Here is a 16,207-nt window from a genome sequence, read left to right on the forward strand (position 1 = left end):
GCCCGCGGCGCCCTCGTGCGGGATGCGGCCGGTCACCGCCGGCTCCTTCCTCCCCGCCCCAGGTTCCGCAGTTGCGCCCATGCCGCCGGTGTACGGCCGCCCTCCCGCCAGTACGGGTGGAAGAGCACCTCCGTCGAGAGCCGGTACAGGCGGCGGCGCAGCTCGGTCCGGCCCGGCCCGTCGGCAAGCCGGTGGTACGTGGCGCTCCACTCCTGCTGTGCCTGGACGAGGTCGTCGGGGAACGATCGCATACCCCGATTCAATCATGTGTTCGATTTTCTACGCCATCGCAGACCCTCACCGCCCACCCATGCGCGTGTTGAGCCGGGCCGCCTGCCGCGTCAGATAGTCGCGTTCGGCCAGGTTGGCGGCCTTCTGCGCGGCCTCGGCGTAGAGGCGGGCCGCCGTCGGCAGATCGCCGGCGCGTTCGTGGAGGTAGGCCTCGGCCGCGGTGCGCCGGGGCAGCGACGCGTCCAGTGGCGCCAGTGCGGCGAGGCCGGCGCGCGGGCCGTCCGCCTCGCCCACGGCGACTGCGCGGTTGAGGCGGACCACGGGGCTGTCGGTCAGGCGCAGCAACTCGTCGTACCACTCCACGATCTGCACCCAGTCGGTCTCCGCCGCGGTCTGCGCGTCCGCGTGCAGCGCCGCGACGGCGGCCTGGGCCTGGAACTCGCCCAGCCGGTCGCGGGCGAGGGCGGCCTGGAGGATGCCGACGCCCTCGGCGATCAGGGTGCGGTCCCATCGGCCGCGGTCCTGCTCCGCGAGGGGTACGAGGCTGCCGTCGGGCGCGGTCCGGCCTGCACGTCGGGCGTGGTGGAGCAGCATGAGGGCGAGCAGGCCCGCCACCTCGGGGTGGTCGATGGCGGCCGCGAGCTGCCGGGTGAGCCGGATGGCCTCGGCGGCGAGGTCCACGTCGCCGGAGTAGCCCTCGTTGAAGACCAGGTAGAGCACGCGCAGCACGGTGGCCACGTCACCGGGCCGGTCGAACCGCACGTCGGAGACGGTGCGCTTGGCCCTGCTGATGCGCTGCGCCATCGTCGCCTCGGGCACCAGGTAGGCCTGGGCGATCTGGCGGGTGGTGAGCCCGCCGACCGCGCGCAGCGTGAGCGCGACCGCGGACGACGGGGTCAGCGACGGGTGGGCGCACAGGAAGTAGATCCGCAGTGTGTCGTCCACCCCGGTCACGGGCCCGGGTGCCGGTTCCTCGTCGACGAGGTCCTCACGTCGGCGCCGGGCGGCGTCCGCCCGGTTCGCGTCGAGGAACTTGCGCCAGGCCACGGTGACCAGCCAGCCCTTCGCATCCCGCACGGGGTATCCCCTGCCCGAAGAACTTGGGGAGGGGTCGGCCGGCCACACGCGGACCGCCTCGACGAGCGCGTCCTGTACGGCGTCCTCGGCCGCCGCGAAGTCGGCTCCGCGGCGGACGAGGATGCCGAGCACGCTCGGCGTGAGGCTCCTGAGCAGGGCCTCGTCGATCTGCGTCACTTGAACGTGCACTCCGTGGTGCCGGCCTTGGCGCCGAGGAACGGGCGTACCTCCAGCCACTCGTGGATCGGCTTGCCGCCCGCACCGGGGGCCGCCGACAGTTCCCCGGCAAGTTCGACGGCGCGCTCGTGGCTGTCGACGTCGATCACCATCCAGCCGGCGATGAGGTCCTTGGTCTCGGCGAACGGGCCGTCCGTGACCGGCGGACGTCCCTCGCCGTCGTACCGGATCCACGACCCTTCGGGGGAGAGTGCCTGGCTGTCGACGAACTCACCGGTCTTCTCCAGCCGGGCCGCGAAGTCGTTCATGTACTGCACGTGGGCCGAGATCTCCTCCGGCGTCCACCGGTCCATGGGCACGTCGTTGACCGATGCCGGAGCTCCCCGGTAGTGCTTCAGCAGCAGGTACTTGGCCATCGTCCTTCTCCTCGGTGCGGGTGCGACCCATTGTGGTCGCGTTCACCTCCGGGACGGAGCCGGGCGCGGGTTCTCGACATCGCCGCCGAAAGAATCTCCACCCGTTCTCCGACCGCCCGCAGAGCCCCTAGGAGCGGGCCCGGCCGAGGACTCGGTCGCGCAGTACCGGGAGTTCGGTGCGGATGCGGGCGACCTCGGTCATGTCGAGGTCCGCCGTCACCGTCTCCTCCTGCTCCGCGGTGCGGGCCTCGGCCAGGACGGTGCCCCAGGGGTCGACGATCGCGCTGTGTCCGCCCTGCCACATGCCGCCGTGCTCGCCGGTCGCGCAGCAGGCGAGGAGGAACACCTGCTCCTCCAGGGCCCTCGTGCGGGTGAGGAGCCGCCAGTGGGCGAGGCGGGCCGCAGGCCATGCGGCGGGCACCACGACCACCTCGGCGCCGGCGTCGAGCAGGGCCCTGAAGAGTTCGGGGAAGCGGAGGTCGTAGCAGATGGCGAGGCCGACCGTGCCGAAGTCGGTGGGCACGGTGACGACGTCCTCGCCGCCGCCCATCATGGTCGCCTCGCCGGTGTCGAAGCCGTAGCGGTGGATCTTGCGGTAGTGGCCTCGCAGCTCACCGGCCGGGTCGAAGAGGAGAGCGGTGTTGTAGAGCGTCCCGTCCCGGTCCCGCTCGACGATCGAGCCGGCGTGCAGCCATGCGCCGGCCTCGCGGGCGGCGGCGGACATGGCCTCGGCGGTGGGGCCGTCGACCGCCTCGCAGTCCGCTCCCCAGCGGTCGTAGGCCCATGCGCCGGCCGTCCACAGCTCGGGAAGGACCACCAGGTCGTCGCCCTCGCGGCCGCGGACCAGCGAGGCCGCCCTGCGGCGCCGCTCGTCGGCGGATTCGGACGCGTCCACGGACAGCTGGATCAGCGACGCACGCATCGCCGTCACCTCCGAGACCGTTCACGCACGGTTCGAGGAAACCCTCTCCCACGAGCGTACGGAGCCTCACGCACATCCCGCGCCCCGGACGCCCCCTCCGCCCCGCCCGGTCGGTGTGCACCGAGCCCGCGCGCTTGTCGGATGCTGCTGCTTTCATGGGGGCATGGCCAGAACCAGCGTCGTCGTGGAGCGGCGTATCGCCGCAGGTCAAGGAAGTGTGTGGGAGTCCCTGACCGATCTGAGGGGCATGGTGCACGTGCTCAGTGGCGTGTCGGGCGTCGAGGTCCTCACCCAGGGGGCGTTCGGCGTGGGCACGCGGTGGCGGGAGACCCGGCGGATGTTCGGCAAGGAGGCCACCGAGGAGATGTGGGTGACCCTCTGCGAACCGCCGGAGCGGTATGTGGTGGAGGCCGATTCGCACGGCACCCACTACGTCTCGGAATGGGCCCTGCGGCCGGAGGGGCCGTCGGCGACGACGGTCCGGATGACGTTCACCGGCGTGACCTCCGGCGGCGTCGCGGGAGTCCTCGCGAAGCTTCTCGGCAGCCTCGGCTCCCGGGCCGTGGCCAAGGCCATCGCGAAGGACCTGGACGACATCGCCGCGGCGGTCGAGGGCCGCGCCCGCTGACCGGCGCGGTCAGGCCGACGCGCCGGTCCCCGCCTTCGTGGCGTCCGCTCCCCAGCTCGCCAGCAACCGCAATGCCTGCGCCGACGGCGAGCCCGGTTCCGCGTGGTACGTGATCAGGGTCTGTCCCGAGCCGTCGGTCAGGCGGAACGACTCGAAGTTCAGGGTCAGCTCCCCCACCAGGGGATGCCGCAGGGGCTTGACGCCGTAGCTCTTCTCCTTGACGTCGTGGACCGCCCACAGCCGCCGGAACTCCTCGCTCTTGACGGAGAGTTCACCGACCAGGGCGGACAGCCGCGGGTCGTCCGGGTGGCAGCCCGCGTCCATGCGCAGGAAGGCGACCATGTCGGACGCCTTCTGGTCCCACTCCACGAACAGCTCGCGGTACTCCGGCCGCAGGAACACCAGCCGCGCCCAGTTCCGCTCCTGCGCCGGCAGCTCCGACCAGTCGCCGAAGACAGCCGCCGCCATCCCGTTCCAGGCGAGGATGTCGGAGCGCCGGCCGGAGATGTACGCCGGGACGCCGTCGATCGAGTCCAGCAGCTGCCGCAGCACCGGCCGCACCTGCTCCGTGCGGGCCACCGGCTTCTTCTTGTGCCGCTTCGGCTTCGCCAGGTGCGTGAGGTGCGCGTGCTCGGCGTCGCTCAGGCGCAGCGCCCGCGCGATGGCGTCGAGGACCTCCGCCGAGACGTTGCGCCCGTTGCCCTGCTCCAGGCGCGTGTAGTACGCCACGGACACCCCGGCCAGCTGTGCCAGCTCCTCGCGCCGCAGGCCCGGCACCCTGCGGTGCCGCCCGTAGTCGGGCAGGCCGACGTCCTCCGGCTTCAGCCGGGCCCGCCGGGTGCGCAGGAACTCGCTCAGCTCCGCGCGCGGGTCCAGGCCGGCCCGTGGGTCGGCGGCGTTGTCCGCTGCGGGTCCCGTCGGGGAACCGGGCCGTTCGTCCATGCTTCGAGTATTCCTCGTCGTACGCACACCAGCCTGTCCCCGTCAGTGGTAGGACCCGCCTGCGTACGTACGACTGAGGTCTGGGTGGCCGCGGGCCTCTTCGGCAGGGTGAAAAACGTGCCCGGACGGAGAGCAGGACCAGAAGGCAGCCGGGCGCGAAACCCCCGCTAGGAGAACCCCGGCATGACCACCGTTGCCGCATACGCAGCTCCCGCCGCCAAGGCGCCGCTGGAGCGCACCACCATCGAACGCCGTGAGGTCGGCGAGTTCGACGTCCTGATCGACATCAAGTTCGCCGGTATCTGCCACTCCGACATCCACCAGGCCCGTGAGGGCTGGGGCGAGGCGACCTTCCCGATGGTCCCCGGCCACGAGATCGCGGGCATCGTCTCCGAGATCGGCCCGGGTGTGACGAAGTACCGGGTCGGCGACCGCGTGGGCGTCGGCTGCATGGTCGACTCCTGCCGTGAGTGCGAGAACTGCCTCGCCGGCCTGGAGCAGTACTGCCTCAAGGGCAACATCCAGACGTACAACGGCGTCGGCAAGGACGGCGAGCCGACCTACGGCGGCTACTCGCAGAAGATCGTCGTCGCGGAGAGCTTCGTCCTGCGCATCCCCGACGGCCTGTCCCTGGACGTCGCCGCGCCGCTGCTGTGCGCCGGCATCACCACGTACTCCCCGCTCCGCCACTGGAACACCGGCCCCGGCAAGAAGGTCGCGATCCTCGGCATGGGCGGCCTCGGACACATGGGCGTGAAGCTCGCGCACGCGCTCGGCGCCGAGGTGACGGTGCTGTCGCAGTCCCTGCGCAAGAAGGACGACGGCCTGAAGCTGGGCGCCGACCACTACTACGCCACCAGCGACGAGCAGACCTTCCGGGAACTGCGCGGCCGCTTCGACCTGATCCTGTCCACGGTGTCGGCGCCGCTGAACCTGGACCAGTACCTGTCCCTGCTCAAGACGGACGGCGCCTTCGTGAACGTCGGCGCCCCCGAGGAGCCCGTCGCGCTCAACCTGTTCTCGGTGATCATGGGCCGCAAGACCCTCGCCGGATCCGGCATCGGCGGCATCCGCGAGACCCAGGAGATGCTGGACTTCTGCGCGGAGCACGGCATCGGCGCCGAGATCGAGCTGATCGGCGCGGACGAGATCAACGACGCCTACGAGCGGGTGCTCGGCAGCGACGTGCGGTACCGGTTCGTGATCGACACCGCGACGATCTGAGTCCGCGACGACGGCCGCGTTCGACACGGCCGTCCCTGACCGAGGGCCCCGGAGCCGCACTGCTCCGGGGCCCTCTCGGCGGTCTGGGACGCCACGGACCCGCGGCCGAGTACCTCAGGAGTAGCGCCGCCCCCGCCCTGCGACCGATGTGCCGTACGGCGCTGCGGCCTAGCGTGAAGGGCGTAGGAGCCAGTCCGAACCGTGCACCGCGAGGAGGCAGCCCCGATGACCGTCCAGCTCAACCACACGATCGTCGCCGCGCGCGACAAGAAGGAGTCGGCGACGTTCCTGGCCGGCATCCTGGGCCTGGAGGTGAGCCCGCAGTACGGTCCCTTCATCCCGGTCGAGATCCCGAACGGTGTGACCCTGGACTACCTCGACTCACCCGGCGCGATCACGCCGCAGCACTACGCGTTCCTGGTCTCGGAGGACGAGTTCGACACCATCTTCGGCCGGATACGGGAGGCCGGCCTGACCTACTGGGCGGACCCGTACCACCGCCGCCCCGGCGAGATCAACCGCAACGACGGGGGCCGCGGCACCTACTTCGACGACCCGAACGGCCACCACCTGGAGATCCTGACGAGGCCGTACGGCAGCGGCGGCTGACGCACCCGGCGCCGCCCGCCGCCCGCCGTACCGTCAGCCCTGGTACGGCGGAGCCGCCCCCCAGTTCCACCTCGGCACCGGCTGCTCCGCCGGAGGCACCGCGTCCGGGCCCGAGAAGTACACCGCGAGGCGGGTCCCCCACTCCACGTACGCCACGAACGCCGAGCGGAACTCCGCGTCCGTCGGGAGGCCCGCCTCGTCGGCGGCGTCCTGGATGAGGTTGACCCACCGGCGGCGCTGGGGCTCGGTGATCCCGCGGCCCATGTGCTTGGCGACCATGTGGCCGTGGCCGCCCTGGGTCTCGGAGTAGGCGGGCGGGCCGCCGAAGACCTCGCCGAGCCACAGCGCCACATGCTCCGCGTGATGCGGGTCCAGGCCCTCGAACAGCGGGGCCAGGAGGTCGTCCTTGAGCACCTTGTCGTAGAAGGCCGAGGTCAGCCGGGCGAATGCCTCCGCGCCGCCCGCCCAGGCGTACAGCGTGGGCACCGCGGCGCCCGCGCCGCGGACCGCCGTCGGTTTGTAGTGGCGCATCTCCTCGATGTGCGTGATGTACGGGCGGATCTCGGCGAGGAAGTCGGGGAACAGCTCCGACTTGCGGAAACCCTCGAGGTGATCCTCCGTCGACGTCCACGTGATGCGCAGGACGAAGTGCTCGAAGTCCTCCTCGCAGCGGGCGAGTTCGTAGTCCGTGCAGTGCGGCGAGGCGGCCAGCCGGGCCGCGGCGCGGGTGTAGGCGGCGAGGAACTCCGCCGACTTCTGCTCGGGGATGCGGTACCTGACGTATTCGATCGTGTGAGCCGTCATGGCCTCACCGAAACACGAAATCCGAACGGACGCTCGCCCTCCGCCGACTCTGCCGCCGCCGGGTCCTCAGGACCGGCGCGCGCACGCGAAAGCCCCGCCGGAAGCAGCGCCTCCGGCGGGGCCTTCTTCACTCGGGTGTACGGCTACTTGCCGTAGTACGCGTTGTAGACCGAGACCGTCGCCTTGTTGCCCTTCTTGTCGGCGACCTTGGCGTGGAAGGAGATCCCCTTGCCCTCGGCCGGGTTCCTCACGGTGATCTTTCCGTCCTTGACCTCGATCTTCTTCCAGGTCTGGCCGTAGTCGTACGACACGTACACGTGCAGCGACTTGAGCTCGGCGCCCGCGGCCGCGCCCACGACGGTGACCGGGAACGTCGCCTTCTTGCCGGCCTCGACCCGGCTGTCCAGCCCGGTCTTCGCGCCGAAGCGGACCGTGGAGGCCGGGAGCCTGACCTGCTCGGCCGCCGACCTCTTGGAGCGGAAGGTCCAGCTCGCGTCGATCCGCGTGGAGGCGGCCGCGACCTTGACGCTGCGCTTGACCGAGGTCGTCAGCTTGTACTCGGCGTCCCCGGCCGGCACACGGAACATCTGCTCACCGAACAGCGGGTCGTCGTTGGTGGCGAGCCTCGTGCCGTTGCGGTACAGGCTGGTGCTGACCGCGCTGAACTCGGACGAACCCGCGTGCTTGCTGCCGTCGGCGAACAGCGGCAGGAAGCCGTAGAGGTCGTTGCCCTCGCGGAAGAGCCCGAAGTCCTTGTTGATGTGCGGGCCGAAGACGGCCGTGTTGAAGGTCTTCGTGTAGCTCTGGCCCGCCTTGAAGGTCTGCGGGTTGCCCAGCGTGTAGTACGCGTCGATGATCGGGAAGCCGTCCGCGTCCACTCCGGCGTGCTGCTCGAAGTCGAACGTCCACTGGATCTTCTCGGACGTCGACAGGTACAGCGTCCGCGCCCCGGTCAGCTTCTGCTCGATCGGCGAGCCGAACACGACGTCGTCGGGGAACACACCCAGCGGGAGCAGCGCGCCGGTCTTGTTCGACGACGAGGCACCCAGGTTGTTGGTCACCTTGGCGAGTTCGGCCGCCTTGAAGTGGCGGACCTTGTCGCCCTGGATCTTCTTGACCTTGGCGGTGGTGGCGACGTCGTACTCGGCGCCGGCGCCCTTGGTCCACTGGCCGTTCCAGGTCTGGGTCAGACCGGTCGGGACCTCCGGGCCGAGGTGGGCCATGCGCAGGTTGGCGTAGGAGTCGAGGCCGACGCCGATGCCGATGCCCGCCGGGTCGTAGAAGTAGTTGCTACTGGCGATGACCTGCTTGGCCCGCGCGTCCGGGACGGTGATGTCGGCCGACTCCGTGGTGCGGGCGTCGATCGTCACGGAGGTGTTCCTGGTGACGTTCAGCTTCGGCTGGACCAGCCAGTCGAGGCCGCCTTCGAGGTTCACCCAGTCCTTGGCGATCCAGGCGTCCAGCAGATACGAGCCCTTGGGCAGCCGCATCCTGGTGACGCCGGACTCGGCGAGCGGAACCTGGTAGCCCCGGTTGGCCGCCAGGCCCGAGAAGCCGAGCAGGGCGGTGTTGTACTCGGGGGCCGGCTTGCCGTCGCGGCCGATGTGCTTGACCGTGACGTCGTACGACTCCGGCTCACGCTGCACCGCGGCGCCGGTGCGGACGCTCTGGCCGCCGCCCGTCGCCGTGACGTACGCGGAGTAGGCGCCGTCGAGCGTGCCGCCCAGCTTGGTGTCGACGGTGAAGCCGACGGAGGCCCTGCCGCCCGCCGGGACCGTCACCTTCGTCGCCGCGAGCTTGAAGAAGCCCGCGGGAGCCGCCTGACCATTGGGGTTGGTGGCGGTCGCGGCGAGCCGGAGCGTGACGTCCTTCGTGCCGAGGTTGCGGTACGTCAGCTGCTTGGTGACGGGCTTGTCGTCGGTGTGCGGCCACTGCTGGATGCCGAAGCTCACCGACCCCGGCTCGGCGATCACGGACTGCTTGATGGCCTTGTCGACCTGGATGCGGCCCGAACCCTGCTGGAACGGCGTGTACTTGCCGCCCTTGGCGGAACCGGTCAGCGCGCCCTTCAGCTCGGCGTACGTCCAGTCCGGGTGCTGCTGCTTGAGGATCGCCGCGGCGCCCGCGACATGCGGGGTCGCCATGGACGTGCCCTCGATGGTCAGGTAGCCGGGCGGGTTCTCGCCGACCTCCTGCTCGATGAGGCTGCCCTTGGCGGACGCCGCGGTGATGGCCACGCCCGGCGCGGTCACGTCCGGCTTGATCGCGCCGTCGCCGACCCGCGGGCCGGTGCTGGACCAGGGCGCGAGCGCGTCCTTGTCGTCGACGGCGCCCACGGTGAGCGCGGCCTCGGCGCTGCCGGGCGAACCGACCGTCTCCGGACCGGAGTTGCCTGCCGCGACGGCGAACAGGATGCCCTTGTCGGCGGACAGCTTGTTGACCGCCGCCTCCAGCGGGTCGATCTCCGGCGTGTCCATGCCGCCGAGGCTGAGGTTGACGACCTGGGCGCCCTGCTCGGCGGCCCACTCCATGCCGGCGAGGATGCCGGAGTCGTCACCGGAGCCGGTGTCGTCGAGGACCTTGCCGTTGAGGATGTCCGCGCCGGGCGCGACGCCCTTGTACTTGCCGCGGGACCCGGCGGGAGATGCAGCGCCGGTGCCGGCCGCGATGGACGCGACGTGCGTGCCGTGCCCGACCTTGTCCTGGGCGGTGGCGGCCGGCGTGAAGTTCTTGGCCGCGATCACCTGGCCCTTGAGGTCCGGGTGGGTCGCGTCGACGCCGGTGTCCAGGACGGCGATCTTGACGCCCTTGCCGTCGTAGCCGGCCGCCCATGCCTTGGGGGCGCCGATCTGCGGCACGGACTTGTCGAGGCTGGCCTTGCGGACGCCGTCCAGCCAGATGTGCGCGATGCCGGAGGCCGTCCGGTCGCCGTTGGTGAGCGCGTCCCACAGCTCGGGCGCGTCCCGGTGCGGGGTCTGCACCGCGTCCGCGTTGAGGGACTTCAGGGTCCGGCGCAGCTTGCCCGCGTCACGGACGTCGGCCTTGGCGCCGGCCGCGGCGCCCTGGTAGCCGACGATGACCTTCAGGCCCTTGGCCTGGGAGGCGCGGGTCGCGGACCTGCTCAGCTCGGTGATGTCGAAGAGGCGCTGGTCGAGCCTGCCGCCGGCGAGCAGCCGGGCGGCGTCGGCCGGGATCACGAGGGTGTGTCCGTAGGCCTGGCGTATCTGTACGGGTATGCGCTCGCGCCCCTTCGCCCGCTCCAGGCCGACCACCCGGCCCCTGGAGTCGACGGAGACCCGGTCACCCGTGATCAGGGTGATGCGGTGGGGGGACGTGAGGGAGGCGGCGGCGCCGGTGGGGCGCTGCTCCGGTTCGGCCGACGCCGGGCTGGTCATTCCCGCGGCGAGGGCGACGGCGACGGCTGTGGCGACCGTGGCCGCGCCGGCTCTGTTGAATTTTCTGCGCAAGTTTCCCCCTTGCAGAAGGTCCGGGCGAAGTTCCCCGTTCACCCGGCCGGGGGTGGTCCCGTGCGCATGCGCGTCACCCCCCGGAATACGCAGTATGCCGAGGGGTGATCAGGCTCCTCAATAGAGGAGAGGAGAAGGAGAAGCGCGCCTGCCCTCTGTTACGCGACGGCGCGAACTCCGTTACGCAGTCGCGGGGTTACGCCCCCGCGTTCTCCTTGACACTGATGCGGCCCTTGCGGATGGTGGCCAGCCGCGGGGCCTTCTTCGCGATCGCGGAGTCGTGGGTGACCATGATGAAGGTCAACCCCAGTTCCTTCCACATGCGTTCGAGTACGTCCATGATCTCGTCGCGCATCGACTCGTCGAGGTTTCCGGTGGGTTCGTCGGCCAGCAGCACCTTCGGTTCCTTGACGAGTGCGCGGGCGATGGCGACGCGCTGCTGCTGGCCGCCGGACATCTCGGACGGCAGATGAGTGAGGCGTTCGCCGAGGCCGACCGACTTCAGTGCCTCGGCGGCCCGTTCGCGCCGCTCCTTCGTCTTCAGGCCGAGCGGGACGAGGGCGGTCTCGACGTTCTCCTGGGCGGTGAGGGTGGGGATGAGGTTGAAGGACTGGAAGACGAAGCCGATGCTTTCGCTGCGGACCCTGGTGAGTCGTGCCTCGGGGAGCTTGGCCAGGTCGGTGCCGTCGAGGACGACTTCACCGGAGGTGGGCCGGTCGAGGCCGCCGAGCATCTGGAGCAGGGTGGACTTGCCACCGCCGGTCGGGCCCTGGATGACGAGCCGGTCGCCGTCGGCGATGGTGAGGTCGACACCGTCGAGGGCGTTGATGGTCTCCTTGCCCCGGGTGTAGCGCTTGGTGACGTTTCTGAGTTCGTACATGGTGGGTGGCTCCTGGGAGAGGTTCCGGGTGGTGCGAGTCGTTCTCGGCCGCGGGCCGATGGGGGCTGGTCGCGCAGTTCCCCGCGCCCCTGAGGGCGTTGCGGCGACGCGTCCGCTACTCGACGCGCCTGAGCGCGTCCGCCGGCCGCAGCCGCGACGCGCGCCAGCCGCCGAACGCGCCGGCGATCAGGCCGCCGGCCACCGCCAGGCCCACTGCCAGCGCGACCGTCGTCAGGCTCACCGGCGCCGTCAGCGCGACGTCCAGCGTCGAACTCGCCGTCTGCCGCATGGGCCCGCCGCCACCGAAGCCGCCGCCACCGGGTCCGCCGCCCGCACCGCCGCCACCGCCCAGCTGTGCCTCCAGGGTCGGGCTGATCGCCGTGACCGCGTACGCGCCGGCCAGTCCGACCGCGATGCCCAGCGCGCCGCCGAGCAGCCCGTTCACGATCGCCTCGCCGACCACCTGCCGGGTCACCCGGCCCGACTTCCAGCCCAGCGCCTTGAGCGTGCCGAACTCCCGCACCCGGCGCGAGACCGCCGAGGAGGTGAGCAGGCCGGCCACCAGGAAAGCGGCCACGAGCACCGCGATCGACAGCCACTTGCCGACGCTCGTCGCGAGGGAGGAGGCCGTGGACAGGGAGCCGGACACCGTGTCCGCGAGGTCCGCGGAGGTCGTCACCGTCGTACCGGAGATGTTCTTCTGGATGGCCGACTTGACGGAGTCGATCCGCTGGGAGTCGGTCGCCTTGACGTAGATCGTGGTGACCTTGTCCTTGGCGTCGGCGAGCGTCTGCGCCTGCTTCAGCGGGATGTACAGGTTGGCGGCCGCGTCCCCGCTGTCCGGCGTGGCGATGCCGATGACCTTGAACTTGGTGCCCTTGACCGTGACGGTCGAGCCGACCTTGAGCTTCTTCTCCTTGGCGTAGGACGTGTCGGCGACGACGACCTTCGCGTTCGTCTCCGTCGACTTGAACGTACGGCCGCTGGTGATCTTCGACGAGGTCAGCGGGCCGAGCGCCGGCTTGGTGACGTCGGCGCCGTAGACGGAGTAGTTGTTGACGTCGAAGTCGGCGCCGCCGCCGCGTACTTCACCCTGCGGCTGCCCGGTGCCGCCGGCACCCCCGGGGCCGCCCTGCTGGCCGCCGCCGCTCTGGTCCTGCTGGAACTGGCCGCGCGTGAACTGCCCGCTGACCTTGATGACCTGGAGGCTCAGCCCGCCGACGGCGTCGGAGACCCCGCTCTGCGAGCCGACCTCGGTGACGGTCGAGCTCGACAGCGTCTGGAAGCCCTGGACCATGACGCGGTCGGTGGACTGCTCCTCGTCGGAGCCGTCGGCCTGCGCGTCGAACTGGAAGCGCGGACGCTCCGAGGAGCTCGCCGCCGGTTCGGCGGCCTTGGTGACGGTCATGTCCGTGCCGAGGCCGTACAGCGACTCGAGGACCTTGTCCTGGGCCTTGCTCATGCCGGAGGACACGGAGGTGACCACGATGACCAGCGCGATGCCCAGCGCGAGTCCGGAGGCGACGACGAGGGCCGCCTTTCTGCGGCGGCGCAGCTCGCGCCTCAGGTAGGTGAAGAACATGGGCCGCAAGTTAAGGACGGCTCGTGATGAAGGGATAAGGCCGAAATAAGAGATGGATGAGAAGGCTGGGGCCGCCCCCGGAAACACCGATGCCGCCCCTGGGGGCGGCATCGGTCAGCTGTGCACGAGCTGTGGCGCGGCTACGCGCCCGGGTCCGGGTCCGGTCAGACGGCCGAACCGGCCTTCCACTGCGCCCAGTCCATGTTCCAGCCGTTGAGGCCGTTGTCCGGCGCGATCGTCTTGTCGCCGGTGTTCTGGACGACCACGACGTCACCGACGATGGAGTTGTTGAAGAACCAGTAGCCCGCGGTGCCCTTGTCGTTGGCGCCCTTGGTGTCGGACAGGCCCACGCAGCCGTGGCTGGTGTTCACGCTGCCGAAGATGGACTTGGCACCCCAGTAGTTGCCGTGGATGAAGGTGCCGGAGCTGGACAGGCGGATGGCGTGCGGCACGTCCTTGATGTCGTACTCGCCCTTGCCGTCGTCGTCCGTGAAGCCCACGGTCGCGCCGTTCATGCGCGTCTCCTTGAACTTCTCGGACATCACCATGACGCCCTGGTAGGTCTTGTTCTCCGGGGACCCGGCGGAGATCGGGATGGTCTTGACGGTCTTGCCGTCCTGCGTGACCTTCATCTGCTTGGTCTTCGCGTCGACGTAGGAGATCTGGTTGCGGCCGATCTTGAAGGTGACCGTCTTGGCCTGGACGCCGTACACACCCTTGGCGCCCTCGACGCCGTCCAGGGCCAGCTTCAGGGTGACGGTCGAGCCCTCCTGCCAGTACTCGTCGGGCCGGCAGTCCATGCGGGTGTCGTTGAACCAGTGGCAGGCGACTTCCTGGCCGCTGGTCGAGGTGACGGTGACGCCCTTCTGGACGTCCGCCTTGTTGCTGATCGACTTGTCGAAGTTGATCGAGACGGGCATGCCCACGCCGACCGTGGAGCCGTCCTCCGGCGTGAAGTAGCCGAGGAAGCTGTTGTCCGGGGAGACCGTGGTGAAGGAGGCGTTCTCGTGGGCCTCCAGGCCCTTGGAGTCCTTCGCCGTGACCGCGACCTTGTAGGTCGTGGAGCGGTCCAGCTGGGCGCTGGGCTTCCAGCTGGTCCTGTCGGCGGATATCTGGCCCTCGACGGCCTCGCCGTCGGCGGTCTTCATCGTCACCTCGGTGAGCGAGCCCTTGCTCACGGTGACGGCGGAGCTGTTGATGGAGGCGTTGTCGCTGCCGTCCTCCGGCGTGATCTTGATCTGCGCCTCGGAGGTCTTCTTGGCCGCCGCCTCGTCGACCTTGGCCTGCGAGGTGTCGTCATCGCTCGCGGAGGCGTCACCGCCGCTGGAGCAGGCCGAGAGCACCAGGACACCGCCGAGCAGTGCGGACGCGACCGTCAGGCCCTTGCGCCGCCTACTGTTCGTCATCACACGCTTCTCCATCTTCCCCGAATCCCCAAAAAGCCCGAGAGTCCCCGTAAGAATCTTCAACGCTACGACCGGTTCGTCCCGTTCCCCATCCCTTGGATGTGTGGGGCACACCACGTTCGTCGTGGCGGGTGGTGCGGATGTCGGTCAGTGCGCCCCATGAGACGACGAAACCCCGGGCGGCGGTTGCCGTCCGGGGTCACGAATTCCCCAAGACGTCTCAGCCGACCCGCGCGGCCCCTTCGCCGTCGAAGTCCTCCTCGCCATCATCCTCGTCGAGATCCCAGTCCGGCGAATCCGGGTCGTACTCGATGCGCTCGCTGGACCAGGAGGCCTGGACGAGCTCGACACCGGGCACCTCACTGACCAGGTCGAACGGATCGACCAGATAGGCGAGGGCCTCCGCAGTGTCTTCCGTCACAGCGCTTTCGGCGTGGACCCGTTCGTCGACCGGCACGGTGCTGTCGCCGGCGATTCGCGCCAGCGCGGCCGTGGTGACGGCATCCGCGTCGTCCACTTCGAGGACGAGCTCAACGCGAAGCCGCACAAAACGTGATGTTTCTGGAGTACTCATGCCCGGAGAGTACGACTCATTTCTCCCGTGACTTTCCCGTGACCCGCGACTTTCACTAACATCGCCCCACACGGCCAATTCGCCAGCACCACAAGGGGATCGATATTCCGTGCCCGCCGCTCACCGATCGTCGTCCACCGCACGCCGATCGCTGCTGACCGCCACCGCCGCGGGTGCCCTGCTGGGCGCCCTGTGGTTCGTTCCCTCGGCCAACGCGACGGGCGACGAGCCGACGAGAACGGATCCCTCGGCGACGCCCACCACGCAGGTCACCCAGCAGGCACGGGCCGCCTCGGAGAGTACCGACGGCAGCACCGCGGACGACACCCGGCTCGCCGACACCGGAAGCTTCGACACCACGCCGTACGTCGTCGGCGGCACGCTCTTCCTGTCCCTCGGCGCGGGCTTCATCGCCTACTCGGTGCGCCGCGAACGCCTCGGTTTCTAAATTCGTTTGACGCCCCGTTGACCTGGGCTTCATAGTCCGCCCATGAAGAGATCATCGGGCGTGCGTGCAGCCGCCACGGTTGTCGTGAGCGCGCTGTCGCTCGCCCTTGTCACGGGCTGCGGGGGTGACTCCGGCGGTTCCGACGCGAAGGCGCTCAGTGCCGCGGAGCTGAAGAAGTCGATCATCGCCCAGGGCGATGTCGAGGGTTACAAGGTGGACGCGTCCGGCAAGCAGCTGCCGAAGTCCAAGGACCAGGTCAAGAGCGGCGAGGAGAAGTGCGCGCCGCTGGCCTACGCCATGGGCGGCCAGGCTCCGGGCGAGGCCGCCTCGGAGACGTCCGTCATGGTCACGCAGGACAAGAAGAAGCCCACCGACACCGCCTCCAAGTCCCTGGAGGACCTCTCGGAGAGCGACATCGAGGACTCCATCACCAGCGCGATGGACATGACCCTGACGGTCGTCGGGCTCTCCTCGTACGACGGTGACAGCGCCGAGAAGACCTTCAAGTCCGTGTCGGACGCGGTGCAGAGCTGCTCCGGCGGCTTCCCTGTCACCATGCAGGGCACCGACCAGAAGGTCACCGGGATCGCCGCGGAGAAGGCGTCCGGCAGCGGTGACGAGTCGGTCGGGTTCACCGCGAAGAGCGACGCGGAGGACGGCGACGTGGCCACCACGCACGTCGAGGTGGTGCGGCACGGCAGCACCATCGCCACGTACTACACGATGAACCTCGGTCTGATGATCACGGACAAGCCGTACGACGTCCCGGCCGCGGTCATCGACGCGCAGACCGCCAAGCTGAAGTAACCCGCACCCGCCG

16 protein-coding genes are annotated in these 16,207 nt (G+C 69.9%); 5 read left to right on the forward strand and 11 right to left on the reverse strand.

Annotated elements, in window-relative coordinates; translation table 11 throughout:
• Positions 1 to 32: 32 nt before the first annotated feature.
• The 4 genes from AC3ETA_RS32215 to AC3ETA_RS32230 form a co-directional block, all read right to left on the reverse strand.
• Positions 33 to 251, reverse strand: coding sequence for a hypothetical protein (locus AC3ETA_RS32215; RefSeq protein WP_432196423.1), 219 nt, complete (start codon positions 249 to 251; stop codon positions 33 to 35).
• 46 nt (positions 252 to 297) lie between these two features.
• A complete protein-coding gene (locus AC3ETA_RS32220) occupies positions 298 to 1,476 on the reverse strand; it encodes an RNA polymerase sigma factor (protein WP_432196464.1) in 1,179 nt (392 codons plus the stop codon).
• A 5-nt stretch (positions 1,477 to 1,481) separates the two neighbouring features.
• Positions 1,482 to 1,901, reverse strand: coding sequence for a YciI family protein (locus AC3ETA_RS32225; protein ID WP_432196424.1), 420 nt, complete (start codon positions 1,899 to 1,901; stop codon positions 1,482 to 1,484).
• 127 nt (positions 1,902 to 2,028) lie between these two features.
• Positions 2,029 to 2,823, reverse strand: a complete 795-nt coding sequence (locus tag AC3ETA_RS32230; RefSeq protein WP_432196425.1) for a carbon-nitrogen family hydrolase — start codon at positions 2,821 to 2,823, stop codon at positions 2,029 to 2,031.
• Positions 2,824 to 2,986: 163 nt separating this feature from the next.
• On the opposite strand from AC3ETA_RS32230, the gene AC3ETA_RS32235 reads away from it, so the two are divergent.
• Positions 2,987 to 3,451, forward strand: a complete 465-nt coding sequence (locus tag AC3ETA_RS32235) for an SRPBCC family protein (RefSeq protein ID WP_432196426.1) — start codon at positions 2,987 to 2,989, stop codon at positions 3,449 to 3,451.
• 9 nt (positions 3,452 to 3,460) lie between these two features.
• On the opposite strand, the gene AC3ETA_RS32240 is transcribed toward AC3ETA_RS32235, so the two are convergent.
• A complete protein-coding gene (locus tag AC3ETA_RS32240) occupies positions 3,461 to 4,393 on the reverse strand; it encodes a helix-turn-helix domain-containing protein (RefSeq protein WP_432196427.1) in 933 nt (310 codons plus the stop codon).
• 183 nt (positions 4,394 to 4,576) lie between these two features.
• On the opposite strand from AC3ETA_RS32240, the gene AC3ETA_RS32245 reads away from it, so the two are divergent.
• A complete protein-coding gene (locus AC3ETA_RS32245; RefSeq protein ID WP_432196428.1) occupies positions 4,577 to 5,617 on the forward strand; it encodes an NAD(P)-dependent alcohol dehydrogenase in 1,041 nt (346 codons plus the stop codon).
• 225 nt (positions 5,618 to 5,842) lie between these two features.
• Positions 5,843 to 6,226, forward strand: a complete 384-nt coding sequence (locus AC3ETA_RS32250) for a VOC family protein (protein WP_432196429.1) — start codon at positions 5,843 to 5,845, stop codon at positions 6,224 to 6,226.
• Between the two features lie 33 nt (positions 6,227 to 6,259).
• Here AC3ETA_RS32250 and AC3ETA_RS32255 read toward each other — a convergent pair whose 3' ends face one another.
• The 6 genes from AC3ETA_RS32255 to AC3ETA_RS32280 all read right to left on the reverse strand — a co-directional run bounded on the left by AC3ETA_RS32255 (position 6,260) and on the right by AC3ETA_RS32280 (position 14,939).
• Positions 6,260 to 7,030 carry a group II truncated hemoglobin gene (locus AC3ETA_RS32255; RefSeq protein ID WP_432196430.1) on the reverse strand — a complete coding sequence of 257 codons (771 nt, stop codon included), beginning with the start codon at positions 7,028 to 7,030 and terminating at the stop codon, positions 6,260 to 6,262.
• Positions 7,031 to 7,173: 143 nt separating this feature from the next.
• Positions 7,174 to 10,425: a S8 family peptidase gene (locus tag AC3ETA_RS32260; RefSeq protein WP_432196465.1), complete on the reverse strand. Its 3,252-nt coding sequence runs from the start codon at positions 10,423 to 10,425 to the stop codon at positions 7,174 to 7,176.
• Positions 10,426 to 10,693: 268 nt separating this feature from the next.
• On the reverse strand, positions 10,694 to 11,377 hold the full coding sequence (locus tag AC3ETA_RS32265; RefSeq protein ID WP_432196431.1) for an ABC transporter ATP-binding protein: 684 nt from the start codon (positions 11,375 to 11,377) through the stop codon (positions 10,694 to 10,696).
• A gap of 115 nt (positions 11,378 to 11,492) precedes the next feature.
• On the reverse strand, positions 11,493 to 12,959 hold the full coding sequence (locus AC3ETA_RS32270) for an ABC transporter permease (RefSeq protein ID WP_432196432.1): 1,467 nt from the start codon (positions 12,957 to 12,959) through the stop codon (positions 11,493 to 11,495).
• Between the two features lie 164 nt (positions 12,960 to 13,123).
• Entirely contained in the window at positions 13,124 to 14,365 is a 1,242-nt protein-coding gene (locus AC3ETA_RS32275; protein ID WP_432196433.1) for a L,D-transpeptidase, read from the reverse strand.
• Positions 14,366 to 14,585: 220 nt separating this feature from the next.
• Complete coding sequence (locus AC3ETA_RS32280) at positions 14,586 to 14,939, reverse strand: hypothetical protein (RefSeq protein WP_432196434.1); 354 nt, start codon at positions 14,937 to 14,939, stop codon at positions 14,586 to 14,588.
• A 109-nt stretch (positions 14,940 to 15,048) separates the two neighbouring features.
• Between AC3ETA_RS32280 and AC3ETA_RS32285 the strand changes: the two genes are divergently transcribed.
• Both AC3ETA_RS32285 and AC3ETA_RS32290 read left to right on the forward strand, forming a co-directional pair.
• On the forward strand, positions 15,049 to 15,387 hold the full coding sequence (locus AC3ETA_RS32285; protein ID WP_432196435.1) for a hypothetical protein: 339 nt from the start codon (positions 15,049 to 15,051) through the stop codon (positions 15,385 to 15,387).
• Positions 15,388 to 15,429: 42 nt separating this feature from the next.
• Positions 15,430 to 16,194, forward strand: a complete 765-nt coding sequence (locus tag AC3ETA_RS32290; RefSeq protein WP_432196436.1) for a hypothetical protein — start codon at positions 15,430 to 15,432, stop codon at positions 16,192 to 16,194.
• The last annotated feature ends 13 nt before the right edge of the window (positions 16,195 to 16,207 follow it).

Source organism: Streptomyces sp. bgisy027 (genome assembly GCF_057710365.1).

Excerpts from the sequence above, each read along its gene's own strand:
- AC3ETA_RS32215 (WP_432196423.1), bottom strand. The coding sequence starts at position 251 with ATGCGATCGTTCCCCGACGACCTCGTCCAGGCACAGCAGGAGTGGAGC.
- AC3ETA_RS32245 (WP_432196428.1), top strand. The coding sequence starts at position 4,577 with ATGACCACCGTTGCCGCATACGCAGCTCCCGCCGCCAAGGCGCCGCTG.
- AC3ETA_RS32250 (WP_432196429.1), top strand. The coding sequence starts at position 5,843 with ATGACCGTCCAGCTCAACCACACGATCGTCGCCGCGCGCGACAAGAAG.
- AC3ETA_RS32290 (WP_432196436.1), top strand. The coding sequence starts at position 15,430 with ATGAAGAGATCATCGGGCGTGCGTGCAGCCGCCACGGTTGTCGTGAGC.
- AC3ETA_RS32235 (WP_432196426.1), top strand. The coding sequence starts at position 2,987 with ATGGCCAGAACCAGCGTCGTCGTGGAGCGGCGTATCGCCGCAGGTCAA.
- AC3ETA_RS32240 (WP_432196427.1), bottom strand. The coding sequence starts at position 4,393 with ATGGACGAACGGCCCGGTTCCCCGACGGGACCCGCAGCGGACAACGCC.
- AC3ETA_RS32265 (WP_432196431.1), bottom strand. The coding sequence starts at position 11,377 with ATGTACGAACTCAGAAACGTCACCAAGCGCTACACCCGGGGCAAGGAG.
- AC3ETA_RS32280 (WP_432196434.1), bottom strand. The coding sequence starts at position 14,939 with ATGAGTACTCCAGAAACATCACGTTTTGTGCGGCTTCGCGTTGAGCTC.
- AC3ETA_RS32225 (WP_432196424.1), bottom strand. The coding sequence starts at position 1,901 with ATGGCCAAGTACCTGCTGCTGAAGCACTACCGGGGAGCTCCGGCATCG.
- AC3ETA_RS32260 (WP_432196465.1), bottom strand. The coding sequence starts at position 10,425 with ATGACCAGCCCGGCGTCGGCCGAACCGGAGCAGCGCCCCACCGGCGCC.
- AC3ETA_RS32230 (WP_432196425.1), bottom strand. The coding sequence starts at position 2,823 with ATGCGTGCGTCGCTGATCCAGCTGTCCGTGGACGCGTCCGAATCCGCC.
- AC3ETA_RS32255 (WP_432196430.1), bottom strand. The coding sequence starts at position 7,030 with ATGACGGCTCACACGATCGAATACGTCAGGTACCGCATCCCCGAGCAG.
- AC3ETA_RS32275 (WP_432196433.1), bottom strand. The coding sequence starts at position 14,365 with ATGACGAACAGTAGGCGGCGCAAGGGCCTGACGGTCGCGTCCGCACTG.
- AC3ETA_RS32270 (WP_432196432.1), bottom strand. The coding sequence starts at position 12,959 with ATGTTCTTCACCTACCTGAGGCGCGAGCTGCGCCGCCGCAGAAAGGCG.